This is a genomic window from Brevibacillus choshinensis, from assembly GCF_016811915.1.
Lineage (GTDB): Bacteria > Bacillota > Bacilli > Brevibacillales > Brevibacillaceae > Brevibacillus > Brevibacillus choshinensis_A.
This window is the reverse complement of record NZ_CP069127.1, coordinates 1,193,169-1,211,731: the sequence shown is the minus strand read 5'-3', so window position 1 is coordinate 1,211,731 and position 18,563 is coordinate 1,193,169. Positions and strand designations below refer to the sequence as shown.

The 18,563-nt window shown below is 51.0% G+C and carries 18 protein-coding genes; 2 read left to right on the top strand and 16 right to left on the bottom strand.

Translation table 11 applies throughout. From position 1 onward, the window contains the following. Positions 1-88: 88 nt before the first annotated feature. The 12 genes from JNE38_RS06480 to JNE38_RS06425 all read right to left on the bottom strand — a co-directional run bounded on the left by JNE38_RS06480 (position 89) and on the right by JNE38_RS06425 (position 11,887). Positions 89-1,711: an amidohydrolase gene (locus tag JNE38_RS06480; RefSeq protein WP_203355790.1), complete on the bottom strand. Its 1,623-nt coding sequence runs from the start codon at positions 1,709-1,711 to the stop codon at positions 89-91. After that, positions 1,708-3,135, bottom strand: coding sequence for an amidohydrolase family protein (locus JNE38_RS06475; protein ID WP_203355789.1), 1,428 nt, complete (start codon positions 3,133-3,135; stop codon positions 1,708-1,710). The genes JNE38_RS06480 and JNE38_RS06475 overlap by 4 nt, the downstream gene beginning before the upstream one ends. A gap of 22 nt (positions 3,136-3,157) precedes the next feature. Continuing rightward, complete coding sequence (locus JNE38_RS06470; protein ID WP_203355788.1) at positions 3,158-3,886, bottom strand: amino acid ABC transporter ATP-binding protein; 729 nt, start codon at positions 3,884-3,886, stop codon at positions 3,158-3,160. 38 nt (positions 3,887-3,924) lie between these two features. Then, a complete protein-coding gene (locus JNE38_RS06465) occupies positions 3,925-4,578 on the bottom strand; it encodes an amino acid ABC transporter permease (RefSeq protein ID WP_203355787.1) in 654 nt (217 codons plus the stop codon). 50 nt (positions 4,579-4,628) lie between these two features. Beyond that, positions 4,629-5,450 (bottom strand): transporter substrate-binding domain-containing protein, encoded by an 822-nt coding sequence (locus tag JNE38_RS06460; protein ID WP_203355786.1) that lies wholly within the window; start codon positions 5,448-5,450, stop codon positions 4,629-4,631. Positions 5,451-5,486: 36 nt separating this feature from the next. Continuing rightward, entirely contained in the window at positions 5,487-6,437 is a 951-nt protein-coding gene (locus JNE38_RS06455) for a dimethylarginine dimethylaminohydrolase family protein (protein WP_203355785.1), read from the bottom strand. Positions 6,438-6,755: 318 nt separating this feature from the next. Beyond that, entirely contained in the window at positions 6,756-7,280 is a 525-nt protein-coding gene (locus tag JNE38_RS06450) for a GNAT family N-acetyltransferase (protein ID WP_203355784.1), read from the bottom strand. Positions 7,281-7,405: 125 nt separating this feature from the next. After that, on the bottom strand, positions 7,406-7,723 hold the full coding sequence (gene cyoD, locus JNE38_RS06445) for a cytochrome o ubiquinol oxidase subunit IV (protein ID WP_203355783.1): 318 nt from the start codon (positions 7,721-7,723) through the stop codon (positions 7,406-7,408). Position 7,724: 1 nt separating this feature from the next. Beyond that, on the bottom strand, positions 7,725-8,336 hold the full coding sequence (gene cyoC, locus JNE38_RS06440) for a cytochrome o ubiquinol oxidase subunit III (RefSeq protein ID WP_203355782.1): 612 nt from the start codon (positions 8,334-8,336) through the stop codon (positions 7,725-7,727). Further along, the gene (locus JNE38_RS06435) at positions 8,336-10,306 is read right to left on the bottom strand and encodes a cbb3-type cytochrome c oxidase subunit I (protein ID WP_203355781.1); all 1,971 of its coding nucleotides are present in this window, start codon (positions 10,304-10,306) and stop codon (positions 8,336-8,338) included. Before JNE38_RS06435 ends, cyoC begins: the two co-directional genes overlap by 1 nt. Positions 10,307-10,329: 23 nt before the next feature. Continuing rightward, positions 10,330-11,295: a ubiquinol oxidase subunit II gene (cyoA, locus tag JNE38_RS06430; RefSeq protein WP_203355780.1), complete on the bottom strand. Its 966-nt coding sequence runs from the start codon at positions 11,293-11,295 to the stop codon at positions 10,330-10,332. Between the two features lie 379 nt (positions 11,296-11,674). Then, positions 11,675-11,887, bottom strand: coding sequence for a hypothetical protein (locus tag JNE38_RS06425; RefSeq protein WP_203355779.1), 213 nt, complete (start codon positions 11,885-11,887; stop codon positions 11,675-11,677). A 259-nt stretch (positions 11,888-12,146) separates the two neighbouring features. Between JNE38_RS06425 and JNE38_RS06420 the strand changes: the two genes are divergently transcribed. After that, positions 12,147-13,775, top strand: a complete 1,629-nt coding sequence (locus JNE38_RS06420) for an ATP-binding protein (protein ID WP_238933575.1) — start codon at positions 12,147-12,149, stop codon at positions 13,773-13,775. Continuing rightward, positions 13,768-14,499 (top strand): response regulator, encoded by a 732-nt coding sequence (locus tag JNE38_RS06415; protein WP_203355777.1) that lies wholly within the window; start codon positions 13,768-13,770, stop codon positions 14,497-14,499. The genes JNE38_RS06420 and JNE38_RS06415 overlap by 8 nt, the downstream gene beginning before the upstream one ends. A gap of 65 nt (positions 14,500-14,564) precedes the next feature. Here the strand turns inward: JNE38_RS06415 and yedA are convergent, their stop codons facing one another. From yedA to JNE38_RS06395, 4 genes are all read right to left on the bottom strand, one after another. Continuing rightward, positions 14,565-15,530 carry a drug/metabolite exporter YedA gene (gene yedA, locus JNE38_RS06410; protein WP_203355776.1) on the bottom strand — a complete coding sequence of 322 codons (966 nt, stop codon included), beginning with the start codon at positions 15,528-15,530 and terminating at the stop codon, positions 14,565-14,567. Then, on the bottom strand, positions 15,527-16,003 hold the full coding sequence (locus tag JNE38_RS06405; protein WP_203355775.1) for an Lrp/AsnC family transcriptional regulator: 477 nt from the start codon (positions 16,001-16,003) through the stop codon (positions 15,527-15,529). The genes yedA and JNE38_RS06405 overlap by 4 nt, the downstream gene beginning before the upstream one ends. A 230-nt stretch (positions 16,004-16,233) precedes the next feature. Further along, positions 16,234-17,019: a class I SAM-dependent methyltransferase gene (locus JNE38_RS06400; protein ID WP_203355774.1), complete on the bottom strand. Its 786-nt coding sequence runs from the start codon at positions 17,017-17,019 to the stop codon at positions 16,234-16,236. Positions 17,020-17,033: 14 nt separating this feature from the next. Continuing rightward, the gene (locus JNE38_RS06395; protein WP_203355773.1) at positions 17,034-18,560 is read right to left on the bottom strand and encodes a tripartite tricarboxylate transporter permease; all 1,527 of its coding nucleotides are present in this window, start codon (positions 18,558-18,560) and stop codon (positions 17,034-17,036) included. Between the last annotated feature and the right edge of the window lie 3 nt (positions 18,561-18,563).

The following is an 18,563-nucleotide window of genomic DNA, read 5'->3' as shown; positions in this document are numbered from 1 at the left end:
AAAGAAAACCCCTGAAGTGTCGCCCCCTTCCCGCCAAGAAAACGGAAAAAGTCTGCACTGCATCGCAGACTTCTCCATTGATCCGTTTCTATATTTCACACAGGTTTCTGTTTCCATCCTTCTCGTAGCAAATCTCTCCGTTGATGACTGTCATCTCGATCTTCGTCTTCAACAGTTCATCGGCGTCTTCCAGCTCCAGGATATTTTGCGAGTAGACCGTCATGTCCGCTAGCTTGCCGCGGCTGATTGTTCCTTTGATCGTCTCTTCATTGGTAGCCAGGGCACCGCCGTATGTGAACACACGCAGCGCTTCCTCCACCGACAGGCTTTGGGCAGGGTTGTATCCTTCATGTGCATCCTCTGGCGCTCTCCGGGTGACAGCCGCATGAATGCCTAAAAGAGGCTCTACCGGTTCTACTGGAGCGTCCGAGCCCCCAGCGCACATGATGCCAGCCTCGAGCATGCTCTTCCAAATATACGCTTGCTCTGCGCGATCCCGCCCAATCCGGTCCGCTACCCAGGGGAAGTCCCCTACGACAAATCGCGGCTGAATGTCGGCGATGATGCTGGGACGTCTCAACCGATGCAGCTGATCCGGACGCAGCAACGACGTATGGATGATGCGGTCGCGGAAAGCTACCGCCGGGAATCGCTCCAGCGTATTCAAGACATTTTCCAGCGCCTGATCGCCTATCGTGTGCACGGCAATCGGCATATGGGCCGCCCTCGCTTCCCGAAACAGCTCATACAGAGTGTCGTTGTCGTGAATTTCACTTCCGACGTTGTCTGGATCGTCTGTATACGGCTCAGACAAGAGAGCGGTTCGACCGCCGAAGCTGCCGTCCGCAAAGATTTTTACGGCACCGATTTGCAGAGTCTCGTTTCCGTAACCCGCATACAGGCCGAGCTCCCGCAGCCGCTTTACATGTGGATAGTAAATGAGCAAATTGCAGCGGAGCCGATTTTGCTCTTGATTTAATAGCTCATCGAACAGCTGCCACGTCTGATCCAAACCGCCATACGTGCGCAGATCCTCCGTATGTACACTCGTCAGGCCGCATTCGATCGCGAGTCGCATCGCTTGTCGCAGCGAATCCTTGAATTGCTGATAGGTCGGCTCTGGAATGTGCCTGGAGACGATGTTCGATGCTGTTTCCAGCAGCAAGCCCGTCGGCTTTCTCGTCTGTGGATCGAGCACAACGGTTCCGCCGGATGGGATCTCCATATCTGGGTGATACCCTGCGATCTCCAGTGCTCTGCTATTCACCAGATAGACGTGACCACATACCCGCGTGAGAAATATCGGGCAGTGCGGGGCGACCCTGTCCAGCTCTTCGATGGTAGGCAGGGAACCGTCCGTAAAGCGATTTTCGTCCCAGCCCCTGCCTTGTACCCATTCATTTGCCTGTGTCTGGTCAGCTTGCTCTTTTACCACTTGCAGCAGCTGATCCTTGGAGGTGACCTTTCCCAAATCGGTTGTCAACAGCTTGGTCGCGATCGAGGACATGTGCAGGTGACTGTCGATCAATCCCGGCGTCACCATTTTTCCCCCGAGATCCTTCACGGTAGCTTCCGGTCTCCCCCACTGGAGCACCATATCGCGATGGCTTCCCAAGTCGATGATCCTGCCGTCCCGGACGACAACCGCCTCTGCTTGCGGCTGATTTGCGTCGAACGTGTAAAACCTGCCGTTGGTGTAGATCGTTGTCATAAATATCCGTCCTCCATCATTTGATAGACATCGCTGCGAGCTGCCGCAATATCGTCACGGGAGCGTCGGCTGATGCTGTCCGCTGCTTCCTGCGCGGCGCGGACAGCCGCTTTTTCATCAACCGTTAGCAGCTTGCGGTTATCCATGATGATCTGTCCGTCGATGATGACGGTCTCGACCTCACTGCCTTTGGCGGAATAAACGAGATTGGGCACAATGTTGCGAATGGGATCGGTATAGATCGGGCAAAGGCTCGGTTCCTGCAAATCAATTAGGATGAGATCCGCCTTCTTCCCTTGCTTCAAGCTGCCGATCTCGCGGTCCAGCCCGATCGCTTTCGCAGATTCGATCGTCGCCAGGCGAAGGGAAAGCCAGGCGGGAAACACACGCGGATCGGAGCGCTTGACCTTGTTCAAGATAGCGGCGAACTTCATCTCGTTGAACATGTTGTTACAGTTATTTCCAGGCGCCTGATCCGAGCCTAGCGCAGCCTGACCTCCGGCTTCCAGAAAGTCCATGACAGGAGGTACCAGTCCGTCAATGATACCGATACTCCCCGCGCAGTAGATCATCGATGCGCCTCTCTTCGCCACGAGCTGCGTTTCTTCTGTGGTCGCCTCTGTCAGGTGAACCGCCATCAGGCGTGAATCCAGATACCCCAGCTCATCGAGATAGGGAATGGAGCGCTTGCCGTAACGCTTCACCATTTGGTCGATTTCCCGATCCCCTTGCGCGACATGCATGTGGATCCGCGTATCGTATTTTTGTGCCAGCGCACGAACCTCCAGCAGCAGCTCCGTGCTCATCATGTCTGGCCCCTGCGGACCGAACAGGCACGTGATTCTGCCGTTCGCCTGCCCGTTCCACTCCTCGAACAGCTTGATATTTTCCTGCAGCTTCCGCTCTCCGATGGCCGGATCAAACGGGTACAGCGCTCCTACGGGATTTTTCCCGATGTCATCTGGCAGCTCGTTTACCGTCTCGGCCACTCTCGCTCGCGCCCCCACCTTGGCATAGTGCATGACGATGCGATTCATTCCGTAATCGTAGTCGCAAAACGTCGTCGTTCCTGCCTTGATCCCTTCAATGATGGTCACCAAGGATCCGGCGAGCGACTCTTCTTCCGTTGTATTTTTCTTGAACGGCCACAAGCCTTTTTGCATCCAATGCGACATGTCCTGGGCCATTCCCCTGAAAATCGAGATGCCGCTGTGGATATGAGCATCGATCAAGCCGGGCATCACCAGCTTCCCGGCTCCATCTATGAATCTCTCCGCCTGATACGCCCCTAGAATATCAGCTGTTTCACCAACGGCGAGAATCGTGTCTCCTTTTATCGCGACCGCACCGTTTTCCACCATTCCGACGCCCTTGCCCTCCATCGTCAATACAAAGGCATGCGCGATGATCAAATCCGCTTTCACATCCGTGCCCCCTCTCTCTTTCCTAGTGATTCAATACCTTGGAGAGGAAATCTTTCGCCCGATCGGATTGCGGATTGGTAAAGAACGTTTCAGGTGGCGCCACTTCCACGATCTTTCCATCGGCCATAAACACAATCTGATTGCAAATTTCCCGGGCAAACCCCATCTCGTGGGTGACAACGACCATCGTCATTCCAGAGGACGCCAGATTCCGAATGGCGTCCAGCACTTCTTTGATCATCTCCGGATCGAGAGCAGAGGTCGGTTCATCGAACAGCATCACTTTTGGGTCCATCGCCAGCGCCCTCGCGATGGCCACCCGCTGCTGCTGCCCACCGGAGAGCTGAGCGGGGTAGGACCCGAATTTTTCACCCAGTCCCAGGGAGGTCAGCAGAGCTCTGGCCTTTTCTTCCGCTTGCTCTTTCGGTACTTTTTTCACCTGAATCGGGGCGATCGCAACATTCTCCACAGCGGTCAAATGGGGATACAAATTGAACGATTGAAACACGAAACCAATGTCGGAACGCAGAAGATTGATATTCGTCTTCTTGTCATGAACGGAAATACCGTCTACGATGATCTCTCCTCCCTGGATGGACTCCAGGGCATTGATGCTGCGAATCAGCGTGCTTTTCCCAGCGCCGCTCGGTCCGATCAGGGCGTACACATGGGACTGCGGCACTTCTAACTGAATGTCCTTCAAAACATGAACATGTCCATAGCTCTTATTGACCTGATTGATTTGGATCACAGTCGGTGCCTCCTTCTCACGTTGATCATACGGTTCTACTATTCGGACACCCGATATTTCCGCTCGAACGCACTAATGACTTGCGACAGGAAAAACGTAATGCAGAAATACATGATCGCCACGAAGCTCCACACTTCGAGAGAACGAAACGTCGTCGACACCAAATTTTTCGCCACCAGCGTCAGATCGACAACCGAAATGACGGATACCAGCGAGGAGTCCTTGATCAGCGTAATAAACTGCGAAGCCATCGGCGGTAATACTTTGCGCAGCGCCTGAGGCAAAATGATAAAACGCATCGCTTGTACATACGTCATCCCCGATGAGCGTGCCGCTTCCATCTGCCCCCGCGGCACCGCTTGAATTCCTGCTCGGACGATTTCCGCAATAAAAGCTGCCGAAAAAAGCCCCAAACCAAGTACCCCCGCTAAAAAGGGGCCCAGCTTCAGGAATTTTCCGAGTACAAAGTAGATCCAGAACAGCAAGACCAGCAAGGGAACGCCGCGGATAAATTCGACATAGCTGACCGCTACAAAAGAAATGAACCGATTACTGGAAATCCGGCACAAGCCTAACAAGACACCCACAGGGATGCTGACGAGCAATGCGCATGCTGACAACTGCAGCGTCAACAGCAAGCCATCCCATAGGAGACCCATATTTTGAGGAATCACATTCCAAGCGCTACCCATGTTGAACAAACCTCCTTCATTACGCTCCCCTTCCACTCATGAGCGCAAAGTTACTGTTGTTGCACCTGATTGACCCACTCGTTGGACTTGAACCATTTGTTGATTGATGCTTGATCGTCCAAACCATTTCGATACGATGCCAGGAAGGAGTTCACCCATTGGATCGTCGCCTGATCATTCAGCGGCAGAGCAATCCCCAGGTTCTCGGAGGATAAGACTTCGTACACACCCCTTACAGAGTCTTTGTTCATGACCTCAAATACGCGTATGCCCGGTTCGTCGAAAATGAGCGCGTCGGCCTGTGCCTGCTTGACCGCCAACGCCGCGTTTGTGAAGCCGTCGAAATCCATAACCTGCGCGTTTTTAAACAACTGCTTGGCCAGCAAGGCACCAGTCGTTCCCTGTCCGACAGCGATCTTTTTACCCGGTTGATCCAAGTCCTTCCAGCTTTGTGTCGATGTGTCCTTTTTCGGGACCATGACGACTTGACCTGAGGAGTAGTACGGATCGGAAAAACTGACGGCCAGCGCCCGATCGCCGCGAATGGTCATGCCGGAAATGACCATGTCGATGTCACCTGTCTGCAAGGCCGGAATCAAGCCGCCGAAATCGCTGTAATCTTTAAACTCGACTTCTACCTTCAAGGCGTTGGCAATCGCCGTTCCTAAATCCATGTCATACCCGACGAACTTTCCATCCTTGTCTTTCATTTCAAAAGGAAAATAACCGCTAGAAGTGCCGATTACCAATTTCTTCCTATCAATTACTTTTTGGATCGTAGAAGGACCGCTTACTCCTGTCCCAGCTTCCTGAGAACATCCAGTTATGACCACAAGCAGCAAAGCCAACCATATAAACGCCCATTTTCTCATCTCTATTCCCCCTAGTTTGATTGAAAGTACTGTCTCTTAGATCGGGTCGATCGGATCTCTCCGCAAAAAGGCTGTCATGCAATGAATGGATCCCCAGCCCTTGATGATTTCGTCCATCTCAGCTTCGATCACCTGAATGCCAGCCTGCTCCATCTTGGCTTTTGTCTCTGGATTTCCCGCTGGCATGACAACCTTTCCGGGCTGTAGCGCTACGAAATTCGTGCAAAAGGTTTCTTTCACTTCTACCGGATTGGTTGCCTCAATCACCGTGAAATCTCTGTCCAGGAGAGGCTTGACGACATCGTATGGCACCTGCCAAGGGAACAGAACCACTGTCCGCCTGTCTGCTATGTTCAAAAGACCATCGATATGGGCATGTCCATACGGAATCGGAAAGCGGATAAAGTCGGTCACTCCGAGGTTGCGCAGCTCTGCTTCGACCTGCTTCGCCCCTGCCTCGTTGGCGCGAGCCCCTGTACCGATGATGACCGTCTTCCGGTCGACCCACATCAGGCACGCACCGTCGAAGAAACCATCCCCATTAATCGTCTTGATGATGGGAACACCCAGCTTGGCCAGCTGCTCCGCAACGTACCTCTCTTCTCCCCTCCGCGCCTCGATCGCCGGCCGACACACGATTGCTCCCTCTGGTGTAGTCACGACCAGGTCTCGCAAATACATGGCATTCGGCTTGTCTTCCCGCATGTTTTCTACATAGTGAACCTCAATTCCGTGATTTCGATAAATCTGAGCCAATGCATCCTGCTGAGCGCGTGCCCTCTCCGGCTCCATCGCAGCTTTCCAGCGGAATTGTGAATAATTGCTCTCGTTCACAATCTCAATTTCCTTCCCTGGCCTTCTCATCAGGACAGATCGCAGCGTACCTACTTCTGAATCACAGTACCAATTGCCCCACAGCTCGGGCATGTCCTCTGAAAATGCCTTTTCCGACGGGAACCAGCGCTCGCCTTGTACATTCAGTCTCATAACGAAAATTGATTCACTCCTTTTTGAGTAAGAACGATTTATATAAGTCCAACCGTAGCTGGATTATATATCCTATGAATTTTCTGTTATGAATATTGCCGCAAATGGGATGAATGCCGTTGATTCTGGAAAGGAGAGAATTTTGGAAAAGCAGCTCATGATGATCTCGAAGTCGGTTTGAAGGGTAAGAGAATATTACTGATATTTTATTTCGAGGGGGTGAAATAGGCAAGATAACATTCTGAATATAAAGAATATTTATTAAAATAAAATTATTTATTAAGAACTCAAATAAAAGAGAGGGAATCCCCCTCTCTGCTACAGCTCGATCCAAAATCTTCTGACGACATTACCGTCTTCTTCTGTGAACGCGGATTCAAATACCCCGCCGTTCTTCACGATCGTTTTTTCCGAGCCGATGTTGCCTTCGTCACAGACGACAAGCACACGCTTCAAGCCCAGCTCCCGGGATAGCTGCAGGGACTGATCGAGGATCGCGGTCGCATATCCCTTCCTTCTTTGGGAAGGGACGACTCCGTAGCCGATATGTCCACCCGTATGGAGCAGTCTCTCCGACAGTTCGTGACGAATATTTACGGCTCCTGCGATTTTCCCTTGTTCATTGACCAGCCAATACGTGGAATTCGCGACCCAGCCCGGCTTCAGATTTTCCCCTTTGTCTTCCTCTTCCAAGTAGCGAAGATAGGCAGGGAAGTCACTCGGGTCTTTATCTACGATCCAAGGGACGATCGGCTCACCGCTTTGCTTCCATTCCTGATAAAAAGCCATATATTCCTCATGATACTCCAAGGATGGTCTTGCTAAGAACACCTGACCTGTCACGATTCCCTACCCCCAAATGCTGTAAATTAGTTTATCTTATCATGGATGATCGTGCCTCCTCAAGTCGTGCTTACCTACAACAAAAAACCTCTCGGGTAACATACCCAAGAGGTTTCGAATTCCTTTTAATACTTGTTGAACATCATGATCCAGATCGAACCTGCGATGATCGTGAACACGATCACCAAACCCAGAACCAATGTCTGTACGTTGTAGCGCGGCTTTTCGCCTTCGCGAACGTGCATGAAGAAGAACAGCTGAATGACGAATTGCAGGACCGCCATCACCAAGATCCAGATCACGGTTGTGCCCTTATCGAGCATGTTGTTCATGACCAGCACAATCGGGATAATGGTGAGCACAATCGACAGGATAAAGCCGATCACATACGATTTGAGCGATCCGTGATTGTGATGATCTCCATGGTTGCCATGTTGTGTCATCCTACATCACCCCCATCAGGTAGACGACTGTGAAGAGGAAGATCCACACAACGTCCAGGAAGTGCCAGTACAAGCTCAGGTTTGTCACTTTACGTCGTGTTACCGGAGTGATGCCGCGGCGTTTCAGCTGAATCATCAACGCCACCATCCAGAACAAACCGACCGAAACGTGAAGTCCGTGCGTACCGACAAGCGTAAAGAACGCGGACCAGAAAGCACTTGTTGCCATGGTTGCACCCTCGTGTACCAGGTGCGTGAACTCGTTGATCTCCAGCACTACGAACGCCAGACCCAGTACTGCGGTTACAGCCAGCCAGGAAATCATTTCTTTGACTTTGCCTTTGTTCATCGCCAGGACAGCCAAACCGCTCGTAAAGCTGCTGGTCAACAGGATAAAGGTCGAAGCGATGATCCCTGGGAGCTCAAACATTTCTTTTCCTGTCGGTCCTCCCGCGTAGCTGTTCATCAACACCGCAAAAGTGGCGAACAGCGAACCGAAAAGGATACAGTCAGTCACAACGAAGATCCAAAATCCGAGCACTTTTAATTGTTCATGTTCTTCATGGCCATGTTCATGATCGTGTCCATGAGCGTGGTCGTGTTGAGTCGCCATTAGTAAACCCTCCCCAGTGAAGCCTCCGTGCTGCGCACTTCCTCCACCGGTACGTAATAATCCGTATCATACTGGAAGGAACGAGCCCACATGCACAGTGCCACGCCGATAAATCCAATTACAGCCATCCATACCCAACCGAATGTGAACCCAAATCCGACCAAGAAGAAGAAGAGGGACATGATAAACGGAATACCCGAGTTTTTCGGCATGTGGATTGGCTCCAGATGCGCAGGCTCTTCTTTATACGTACCATTTGCTTTTGCTTCTTTTGTCAGCCACCAGTCATCGGCACCTTTTACCGTAGGAACAACAGCAAAGTTGTAGAACGGTGCTGGAGAAGGAATCGACCATTCCAGCGTACGTGCATTCCACGGGTCGCCTGTTGTGTCGCGCTCACCGTGCTTGATGCTGTAGGCGATCTGCCATACTTGGAAGATGAAACCGATACCCATCAGGAATGCCCCGACAGTAGAGATCAGGTTGAGGTCCGCCCAACCGCGATCCCAGCCGTACGTGTAGTAACGGCGAGTCATACCCATGAAGCCCAGCGCGTATTGCGGCATGAAGCAAACATAGAAACCGATGTTCCAGAACCAGAAGCCCCATCTTCCGAGCTTCTCATCCAGCTTGAAGCCGAACAGTTTTGGCCACCAGTAGTAAATACCTGCCAGGTAACCGAACACTACCCCACCGATCAATACTTGGTGGAAGTGGGCAATCAGGAAGTAACTGTTATGGTACTGATAGTCAGCAGGAGCAACGGCCAGCATGACACCGGTCGCACCACCCACGACAAAGCAAGGAATGAAAGCGATGGTCCACAGCATCGGCTGTTTAAAGGATATCCGACCGCGGAACATTGTAAACAACCAGTTGAACACCTTCACCCCGGTCGGGATCGCAATGACCATCGTCGAAATCGCAAAGAACGCGATGACGCTGGCGCTTGTACCCATTGTGAAGAAGTGGTGAGCCCATGTGAAGAACGATGCAATCGCGATCGCCATCAAAGCCCAAACCATGGATTTGTAACCGAAGATTGTTTTCTTCGAGAACGTCGCAACAACTTCAGAGAAAATACCGAACGCTGGAACAACTACGATGTATACCTCTGGGTGACCCCACATCCAGATGAGGTTGAGGTACATCATCGGGTTACCGCCGCCGCCCATCGTAAAGAAGTGAGCACCTGCAAAACGGTCAAGGAACAACAGCGCGATGGTTACAGTCAAAATCGGGAAAGCAAAGATGATCATAATGCTGCTGGAAAGTACAGACCAGCTGAACAATGGCATTTGAGAAAGCTTCATGCCAGGAGCACGCATTTTCAAGATGGTTACGATGAAGTTAATCCCCGTAGCCAAACTACCAATCCCGGAGATCTGGATACCCCAGATCCAGAAGTTCTGACCCGGACCAGGACTGAAATCATTTTGAGACAGTGGCGGATACGACATCCAACCCGCATCAGGAGAACCCCCGATGACGAACGACAGGTTGAACAGCATCGCACCCAGCATGAACAGCCAGAAGCTGACTGCGTTCAAGAACGGATAGGCAACATCTCGAGCGCCCAATTGCAGAGGAACTACCATGTTAAACAGACCGAACATCATCGGCATCGCCATGAACAAGATCATGATCGTACCGTGAGTCGTAAAGATCGCATTGTAGTGATCGGAATGCAGGAACTCTACATTCGGGAATGCCAATTGCAAACGCATCAGCAGGGCGTCAACCCCACCGCGGAACAGCATCAAAAGCGATGCAATCAAGTACATGATACCGATACGCTTATGGTCGACGGTAGTCAGCCATTCACGCCAGAGCCAACCCCATTTTTTGTACTTGGTAAGGACAAAGACAATCGCGATCATAGTCAGAGCGATGGAGACGTCTGCACCGTAGATCAGCGGATCACCAGTAACAAAGAACGTGGACGCAAATTCCTTAATGTTCTCCCACACTTGGTATTCCTCCTCCCTTTCGCCTAGTGGTTCATTTTGGAATGATCCATTCCAGGCATTTGGCTCATATCAGAGCCTTGTTCGGTTTCTTTCGTTGTTGCTGCTTCCTCCGGGTGCATAACGTGATTCATGTCATGACCGTGGCTGTATCTTTGAACGATCTCTTCAAACAAGCCTTCTGGGAATGCAGAGTACATTTTCTCCTCTTTCATTACACCCGGCTTTTTCAACTCTTCATAATCTTGCTTGGTCATCTCAGGGGTGGTACCTTTCACTTGCTTCACCCACTGATCAAACTCATTTTGCGGCTTCGCTACCACTTTGAACTGCATGTGGGCAAAACCTTCACCCGAGAAGTTCGCGGAGAAGCCTGCGAATTCACCTGGTTTATCTGCTTGCAGATACAGCTCGGTAGCCATACCCGACATCGCGTAGATCTGGCCGCCAAGCTCTGGCACCCAGAACGAGTTCATCGGAGCTTCTGCAGATACTTGGAAATGAACCGGTACGCCGGCAGGAATTTCTAAGTAGTTGACCGTTGCGATATTTTGATCAGGGTAAGTAAACATCCATTTCCAATCCAGAGCCGTTACCTGAATGGTCATCGGCTTCACTTCTTTATTCGGGTTTTCTTTCAACGCATACGTGTCACGCACGGTGAAGTAACCCAAAATAGCAATGATGATGACCGGAATTCCCCACCAGATCACCTCAAGGGTCGTATTATGAGCCCAATTTGGTTTGTATGGCGCCTTGTTCTCCGGTGTATCGCGATATCGGTATACGATAAAAGCGGTAAGCGCGAGAACGGGAACAATTATGATTGCGCACAAAATCACTGAGATGATAATGAGATTGTACTGCGTTTCGGCAACAGGTCCCTTCGGATTCAGGACAAGATAATCACTTCCGCATCCTGACAGCAGGACAGTTGCTAGTGCTGCCAAGACCCAAAAATGAAATTGCCTCAGCATTTTTCCTCCACTCATTCTCCTAATCCCTCCCTCTTTCACACAAAAAAACAATGACAAAATGCTTGATTGTTTAGCGTAGGTGAACATGTGTCATAACCGCAACTACATACTATCAGAGAGATGAACTTTTTGTACGTCTTTTTTGCTTCGTTCAAGATTTCGTAGTTTTTCTGTTACAAAGTGTTCACGAAGCAGTCACGAGTTGATCATAATATTGCTATGAATATCCTCCACTTCACACCATCACCCATTTTTGGCTCGATTGCCCATAAACGCGAAAAAGCCCGGCGCAATCACACTCGCGCCAGGCTGATTCAATATGAATAAAAAACCTCTCATTTATATAGGCCAAAACGAGAGGGGTCTTTTCCTATGAATTTGTGAACTCCTGCCGTCACACTTCCTGCTTGCGGAGATTCATCAAACGGAACACTGTGCTCAAAAGGAAAATGTTCATGCCAGCGATGAGGAAGCCGATCGATACCATCAGTGGAAAGTTCTCAGATCTGAAATCGCTTACATTAAACACGAACAACAAAGTGCCGATAATTGTTGCAGTCCAAGCCATCCATTTCAGTGTATCTGCTGCTTTTCTATCATTTGTCATGACCCATGACCCCTGTCGTTATAGATTTCGTTTCATCTCTATGAATACATTGTAACACAAAATTCATTTGTTGTTCATGTTTTGTTCAAATTTTTATTGAAAATTTGTCAAAGTTTTTTCCGCAGGCCTCTTGGCATTGGCCTTGTTACATTTTTCCTTTGTGTCACAAATGTGAAGTCGATCCGCTTTTGTTGTTATATAATATATGTATAGTAAACGGTTTCATACATCCTGATCCGTCATCAAAGGTGGTTTGCTCATGATCCTTACCCGCAAAAAAGCTCGGGTCAGCCTCTTTACCCAAATGGTTCTGCTCATCTCCATCGTGGTCCTCATCAGCATGGGGATCGGAACCGCCCTGTTTTCCTTTATATTGGACGACATTTTGGATCGTTACATCGGACAGCAGGCCATGACGGTCGCCAAGATGGCTGCCATGGACGATGACATCATAGCGGCTTTTGGTACGGCACATCCCTCCGATCTGATCCAGCCCATCGCTGAATCCATCCGGATCTCTACCGGAGCCAGTTACGTGGTGATCGGAAACAAAGACGGAATACGGTACTCTCACTACGATCCAGATCAAATAGGGCATCGAATGGGGACAAGCAATGATCCCGTCTTTTTGGAAAATCGCTCCGTTATCTATCGCGGGGCAGGCATATCCGGCCCGGCCATCAAGGCGAAGACTCCCATCGTCAACAGCAAAGGCGAGACCATCGGCGTCTCCTCCGTCGGCTTCGTGATGAGCGAAGTGGAAAACAGGGTCGCGGAGTACAAGTCAAGAGTCGTCACCTTCTCGATGCTGCTCTTGGTGATTGGCATCGTCGGCGCTTTCATTATCGCTCGGCGTGTGAAGCGCTTGTTCTATGGTCTGGAGCCTGAGGAAATTTCCTTTTTGTTTACGGAAAAGGCAGCGATTCTCGAATCCATCCGTGACGCTACCGTAGCGGTCGATATGCAGGGCCGCGTCGTTTCCATGAATAAGCGGGCACGCGCACTCCTTCAGGAGGATTTGACGATTGGCAATCCCATTTCCAGCCCGCAAATTCGTGACATTATTCATTCGGTTAATCGACATACACAAGAGACGAATCACAAGATCCTGCTGGGGCACGAAATCTTTATCACGGATTACTCTCCCATCCTCAGCAACAACGAAGTCAGAGGCGTCGTCTTCACCTTCCGGCCGGAGTCGGAAATCGAGCAGCTCACGGAGGAAATCACGAAGATCAGTTCTTTTTCCGATAATATGCGTGCACAGAATCATGAATATTTGAATCGTTTAAACACCATATACGGACTGCTCAAGCTCAAGGAATATGACAAAGCGCTGGAATTGATCACGGATGAAGTCAAGGAGAGGCAGGATATTCTCGCCTTTATCATGAGCTCCGTAAAGGAACCGTTCATCGCTGCCTGTCTGCTGGGAAAAATCAATCGCTCCAAAGAGCTGAAGGTGTCACTGGAGCTCGATCAGGACAGCTATCTCGGAGATGTGCCGGATCATATCGATACCAAGGTGCTCGTCACGATTCTCGGCAATCTGATCGACAACGCGATGGAGGCAGCTCTCTCGCACAAACGCGCGGAAGCCATGGTTCATGTCTCTTTCACCGATCTTGGAAAAGACATCATTTTCGACATCGAAGACAATGGACAAGGCGTTCCACCGGACATGGAATCCCGCATCTTTGAAAGCGGTGTCACAACCAAGCCGGGAGAAAATCGCGGGCTCGGACTTGCAATCGTCAAAAACTCGCTGGAGCTCCTGGGGGGACACATCACCCTGGGTAAGAGCAATCTGGGCGGCGCACGGTTCACGATTGCGGTACCGATGGATAAGGAACAGAAAAAAGTAGAGGGGGCAAATCCCGATGACTGATAAACCTATTACCGTCATGATCGTAGAAGATGACGAAGTTGCTGCCAAAATCTATGAACAATTCACACTCAAGCTCGAGGGATTTCAAATCATAGCCACCGCCACCACCGGCAAGCAGGCTCTGGAAATGCTGCATGTCGTGACTCCAGACGTGCTGCTCTTGGACATCTTTTTGCCGGATATGAACGGAATTGACCTATTGCGGGAAGTGAGAAAGCATTTTCGCGGGATCGACGCCATCATGATTACAGCCGCGAACGATGTGGAAACGGTGCGAGAGGCGATTCGAGGCGGGGCGTACAGCTATATCATCAAGCCCATAATCATCGATAAATTCATGTCTACCCTGGAGCAATACGCAAGTACGAGACGTCAGCTTCAGCAGCACACCACCATGGATCAGAGTGCTGTCGACAAGCTGTTTACCAAAGCTGTGCACGCGTCTGCCCCCAAGACGGGGGAAACCGTCACGCTGCTCCCGAAAGGAATCGACAAGCTGACGCTGAAGCTCATCCGGGACAAGATGCAGGTGACCCAACAAAGCGTGAATGCGGACGATCTGGCAGCACTGGTCGGCATGAGCCACTCGACTGTGCGCAGGTATCTCGAATTTCTGGTATCCATTAATGAAGTCACCGTGGAGACCTTTTACGGCACCGTCGGCCGCCCGGAACGAAAATACCGCTGGGCGGAACAGAATGGAAAGATGATCAGGGATGCGTAAGAAAAGTAACAAATAGAAGGGAAGTACGGACAGATTATCTCGGCACCTGTCCATACTTCCCTTTTTCATTCACTCGCCTGAAGGTGTCCTTCCTCTTTTCGCACAACGGTTTGCGAGTGTGCAGCACTTTTACCGCGAAAAATCGTGATGATGGCGACGGCTGCGATAATCATGGCGGCAGCGATCCAGGATTGGGTAGTCAGCTGCTCATCTGCCAGCAGCCAACCTAAAAAGACCGCGACAATCGGATTCACAAATGCATACGTGGACACGAGCGAAGGCTCCGCATTTTTTAAGAGCCAAATGTATGCGGTATACGCGAGAATCGAACCAAAAACGATTAAATACCCCAGTGCCACCCAGGATCGAAGCGAGATTTGAGTCACGTGCAGCTTCGTCCAGTCATCGAGAAACAGCGACGCGATGCCGAGCAAGATTCCCCCTATGATCATTTGTAGCGCGGTCGACATCAATGGCGAGGCAGGCAGCTTGGCGGTGCGCGAATACAACGAGCCGAACGACCAACTGATGGAGGCAAATAAAAGGGCGAGGATTCCGACCGTATCCATGCCTTTCTCTTCTGCACCTCCAGGATGAACGACCAATACGGCTACTCCGGCCAAGCCAAACAAGATCCCAGCCATTACCCCCAGCGTAGGCCTTTGCCTGCTCCCGCCAACCCAGTTGAACACGAGAATCCACAGCGGAACGGTGGCAACGAGCAAGGATGCAATGGCGGAAGGAAGTCTCAGCTCTGCCCAAGCGACGACTCCGTTGCCGCCGAGCAGGAGCAGCGCGCCCACGATCCCGGCTCCCTTCCACTCAGCCGCACTCGGCATATCGGCTCCCTTCCAGCGCCCGATCAGGAAAAGGACGGCACCAGCCAGAAAGAATCGAACCCCTGCCATAATAAAGGGAGGCATGGACTCAATCGCGACCTTCATCCCTAGATAAGTACCGCCCCAAAACAGGTATACCATCAGCAATGCGATCGTCACGGCAATCAGTTTTGAATCTTTTTTCTCCGTCATCGGCTGATTCCACCCTCGCTTTCTATTTCCTTCCACCCATCCTCATACATGGTGGACAGGATGAAGGTTGTAGAGGTTTCCAAAACTTCTTCATGTTTGACCATTTCATCGATCAGGTTCGTCAAATCCTCCGGTGAATTCACACGAACCTTCAGCATCATGCACCACTCTCCTGCGAGCCTTTGGCATTCGACGATTTTTACGTTGGGCACCTTTAGCTCCACGATCTTGCGGGCGATTTCCTTGAAGTTCTGGCACCTCGCCTTGACGAAGATCAGGACTTTGAATTTTTGCTCGAGCTTCCTCCAATCGATGATGCAGCGATACCCCCTGATCACTCCACTTCGTTCGAGCTTGCCTACACGCTGGTGGACAGCCGGGCGTGAAATGTGCAAGAGCTTGCTGATTTCCTCGTGCGACAGTCTCCCATTTTCCTCTAGAAGCTCCACAATTTTCAGATCTACTTCATCCATCGCCGATACCCCCTGTGCAAATAGTAGCACAATTCCAACTATAATAAACCATTCGTAACCATTGTCGGTGAACTTCGAACGAATCGTAAAAAACAAGCAAGATTTTGAACGAAAACGTTATAAAATTCGTTTGGAAACCGGCGCATTTATTACGGTTCGTTCGCGACCTTTTGTACAGCAAAAAGTCCCCGCTTTTCTGCATAGCGGGGACTTGCAATTCATACGTGATTTTAGCCTTCTTGTTTGACAAACAGGGCCATCCATTCATCGACCTGGATGGAGGTGACTTCCTCGCCTTCCCTCTCTACGGCAAAGTAGGCTTGGACTTCCGGATCTGCGCCTGTAATGTGGGCCGTCACTTGCTCGACCTGCTCCTCAGACTCAGCCGTGCGTCTCACCCACGTCGCATACGGGAACGTTTTTTTGCGGATGCGGGACTGGCTCTCTGCCAAACCTGCCTCCTCTACCCACCCTAGCCATTCGGAGCGTGAATAGCTGCGCACATGGCTGGTATCCCGCAGCTTTTCGAGCGTGTTTACAAAGCGATCCAGCTTTTCATCCGCCGGCGCGATGTTGTCGATCAGCACGAACCTCCCGCCTGGCTTCAGTACGCGCGCGACTTCTTGCACGAAAGCCTGCGGATTGGGGAAGTGATGAGCAGCGATCCGACAGCCGACAGCATCAAAGGAGTTGCTCAAAAACGGGAGTGCTTCTGCGTCTGCTACCACATAAAAGACATTGCTGGAGTGAGACGTCAAATGATTGCGGGCTGCCTCGAGCATGGGCTGTGTCAAATCTGTCGCAAACACCTGCCCGACATGGGGAGCGATCTTCTTGGTGAGATGCCCTCCGCCCGTAGCGACATCGAGGAATACCCAGTCCGAAGCAGGATTCAGCCAAGGCTCCAGCAGGGAGAGATCATCTCCCGTCGCATGTGTCTGACTGGTTACGTACTTCTCGGCATTGGCCCCGAATTGCTGTTTGACTTCCTCTTTGATCTTTTGGTCATCACGCATGAGAGCACTCTCCTCTATCCTTCTACGTTTACGACTACTTTTTTCCCTCTCATTTTCATGATCAATGGAACCGTAATCCACAGAACCGAGATGATCAGGAAGACAAGCGATACAGGCTTTTCAATAAAGATGGAGAAATCTCCGTTGGATGTCGTCAAGGCACGGCGCAGGTTATTTTCAATCATTGGGCCCAAGACCAGACCAAGCACCAATGGAGCCATCGGGAAATCGTTTTTCGCCAAAAAGTAACCTACCACACCGCAGATCAGCAGCAGCACCAGATCAAATACCGAAACACGAACGGCGTACACACCGAAAATGGAGATAGCCACAATCATCGGAATCAAGTATTTCGGAGGTGTTTCAATGAGCTTGGCAAAGACTTTGACGAGCGGCATGTTGAGAATGAGCAGCATCAGGTTTCCGATAAACATACTTGCGATCAAGCCCCAAGCAATCGTCGGATGCTCGTCAAACAGCAAAGGACCTGGCTGCACGTTGTACATGATCAGGGCGCCCATCAACACCGCTGTCGTTCCTGTCCCCGGAATCCCCAAGGTCAGGAGTGGGATCATCGCTCCACCAGAGGCAGCGTTGTTTGCGGACTCAGGAGCGGCTACCCCTGCAATGGCCCCTTTTCCGAATTTCTCCGGATTTTTACTGATTTTCTTTTCCAGCAGGTACGCGAGGAAGGATGCCAGTGTCGCTCCAGATCCAGGTACGATACCTTTAAAAAATCCGACCAACGAACCGCGGATGATCGGCCCCGCACTTTCTTTCAAATCTTGCTTGGTAGGCAGAATTCGGGAGATTTTGGCGATTTCGCCCTCATTGGCATCTCGCTCCAAAATGGTTTTGAAAACCTCTCCAAGTGCAAATACCCCTACTGCGATCGTCAAAAATTCCAATCCGGAATACAGCTCCGGCATTTCAAAGGTAAAGCGCGCCACACCGGACACGTTGTCCATCCCGATCGTTGCGAGCAAGAGTCCGAATACCGTCATGATCAGAGCCTTGGTGACAGACTTTCCTGCCAAACCACTCAAGGCGCACAGTCCCAGGATCATCAGGGAGAACTCATCGGCAGGACTGAGCTTGAGCGCGACGTTAGATAATGGCTCCGCCAAAAATACCAGACCGACAAGCGAGACAATCCCAGCCACAAACGAACCGATCGCAGCAATCGCCAAGGCGACTCCAGCTCGTCCCTGCTTGGCCATCGGGTATCCATCCAATACGGTCACGACGGAAGATGATTCACCTGGCGTATTGAGCAAAATGGAAGTCGTCGATCCCCCGTACATCGCTCCGTAGTATACTCCGGCAAGCAAAATGATTGCACTGGTCGCTGCTTCCTCCGGCGGGAGACCCCCTGTCAGCGACGCCGTTACGGGAATCAGCAGCGCGACACCACTGATGGGCCCGATCCCTGGCAGTACGCCTACTACCGTCCCGATCAATACGCCGACAAACGCAAAGATGATATTTTGCCATTGCAGGGCAGTAGCAAAACCGTTTAGCAAATAATGAAACGCATCCATGTC

Bases quoted from the DNA above. Each gene is read 5' to 3' on its own strand.
- yedA (WP_203355776.1), bottom strand. From the start codon at position 15,530: ATGACGGAGAAAAAAGATTCAAAACTGATTGCCGTGACGATCGCATTG.
- JNE38_RS06415 (WP_203355777.1), top strand. From the start codon at position 13,768: ATGACTGATAAACCTATTACCGTCATGATCGTAGAAGATGACGAAGTT.
- JNE38_RS06465 (WP_203355787.1), bottom strand. From the start codon at position 4,578: ATGGGTAGCGCTTGGAATGTGATTCCTCAAAATATGGGTCTCCTATGG.
- JNE38_RS06405 (WP_203355775.1), bottom strand. From the start codon at position 16,003: ATGGATGAAGTAGATCTGAAAATTGTGGAGCTTCTAGAGGAAAATGGG.
- cyoA (WP_203355780.1), bottom strand. From the start codon at position 11,295: ATGAGTGGAGGAAAAATGCTGAGGCAATTTCATTTTTGGGTCTTGGCA.
- JNE38_RS06460 (WP_203355786.1), bottom strand. From the start codon at position 5,450: ATGAGAAAATGGGCGTTTATATGGTTGGCTTTGCTGCTTGTGGTCATA.
- JNE38_RS06425 (WP_203355779.1), bottom strand. From the start codon at position 11,887: ATGACAAATGATAGAAAAGCAGCAGATACACTGAAATGGATGGCTTGG.
- cyoC (WP_203355782.1), bottom strand. From the start codon at position 8,336: ATGGCGACTCAACACGACCACGCTCATGGACACGATCATGAACATGGC.
- JNE38_RS06480 (WP_203355790.1), bottom strand. From the start codon at position 1,711: ATGACAACGATCTACACCAACGGCAGGTTTTACACGTTCGACGCAAAT.
- JNE38_RS06455 (WP_203355785.1), bottom strand. From the start codon at position 6,437: ATGAGACTGAATGTACAAGGCGAGCGCTGGTTCCCGTCGGAAAAGGCA.
- JNE38_RS06395 (WP_203355773.1), bottom strand. From the start codon at position 18,560: ATGGATGCGTTTCATTATTTGCTAAACGGTTTTGCTACTGCCCTGCAA.
- JNE38_RS06420 (WP_238933575.1), top strand. From the start codon at position 12,147: ATGATCCTTACCCGCAAAAAAGCTCGGGTCAGCCTCTTTACCCAAATG.
- JNE38_RS06400 (WP_203355774.1), bottom strand. From the start codon at position 17,019: ATGCGTGATGACCAAAAGATCAAAGAGGAAGTCAAACAGCAATTCGGG.
- cyoD (WP_203355783.1), bottom strand. From the start codon at position 7,723: ATGACACAACATGGCAACCATGGAGATCATCACAATCACGGATCGCTC.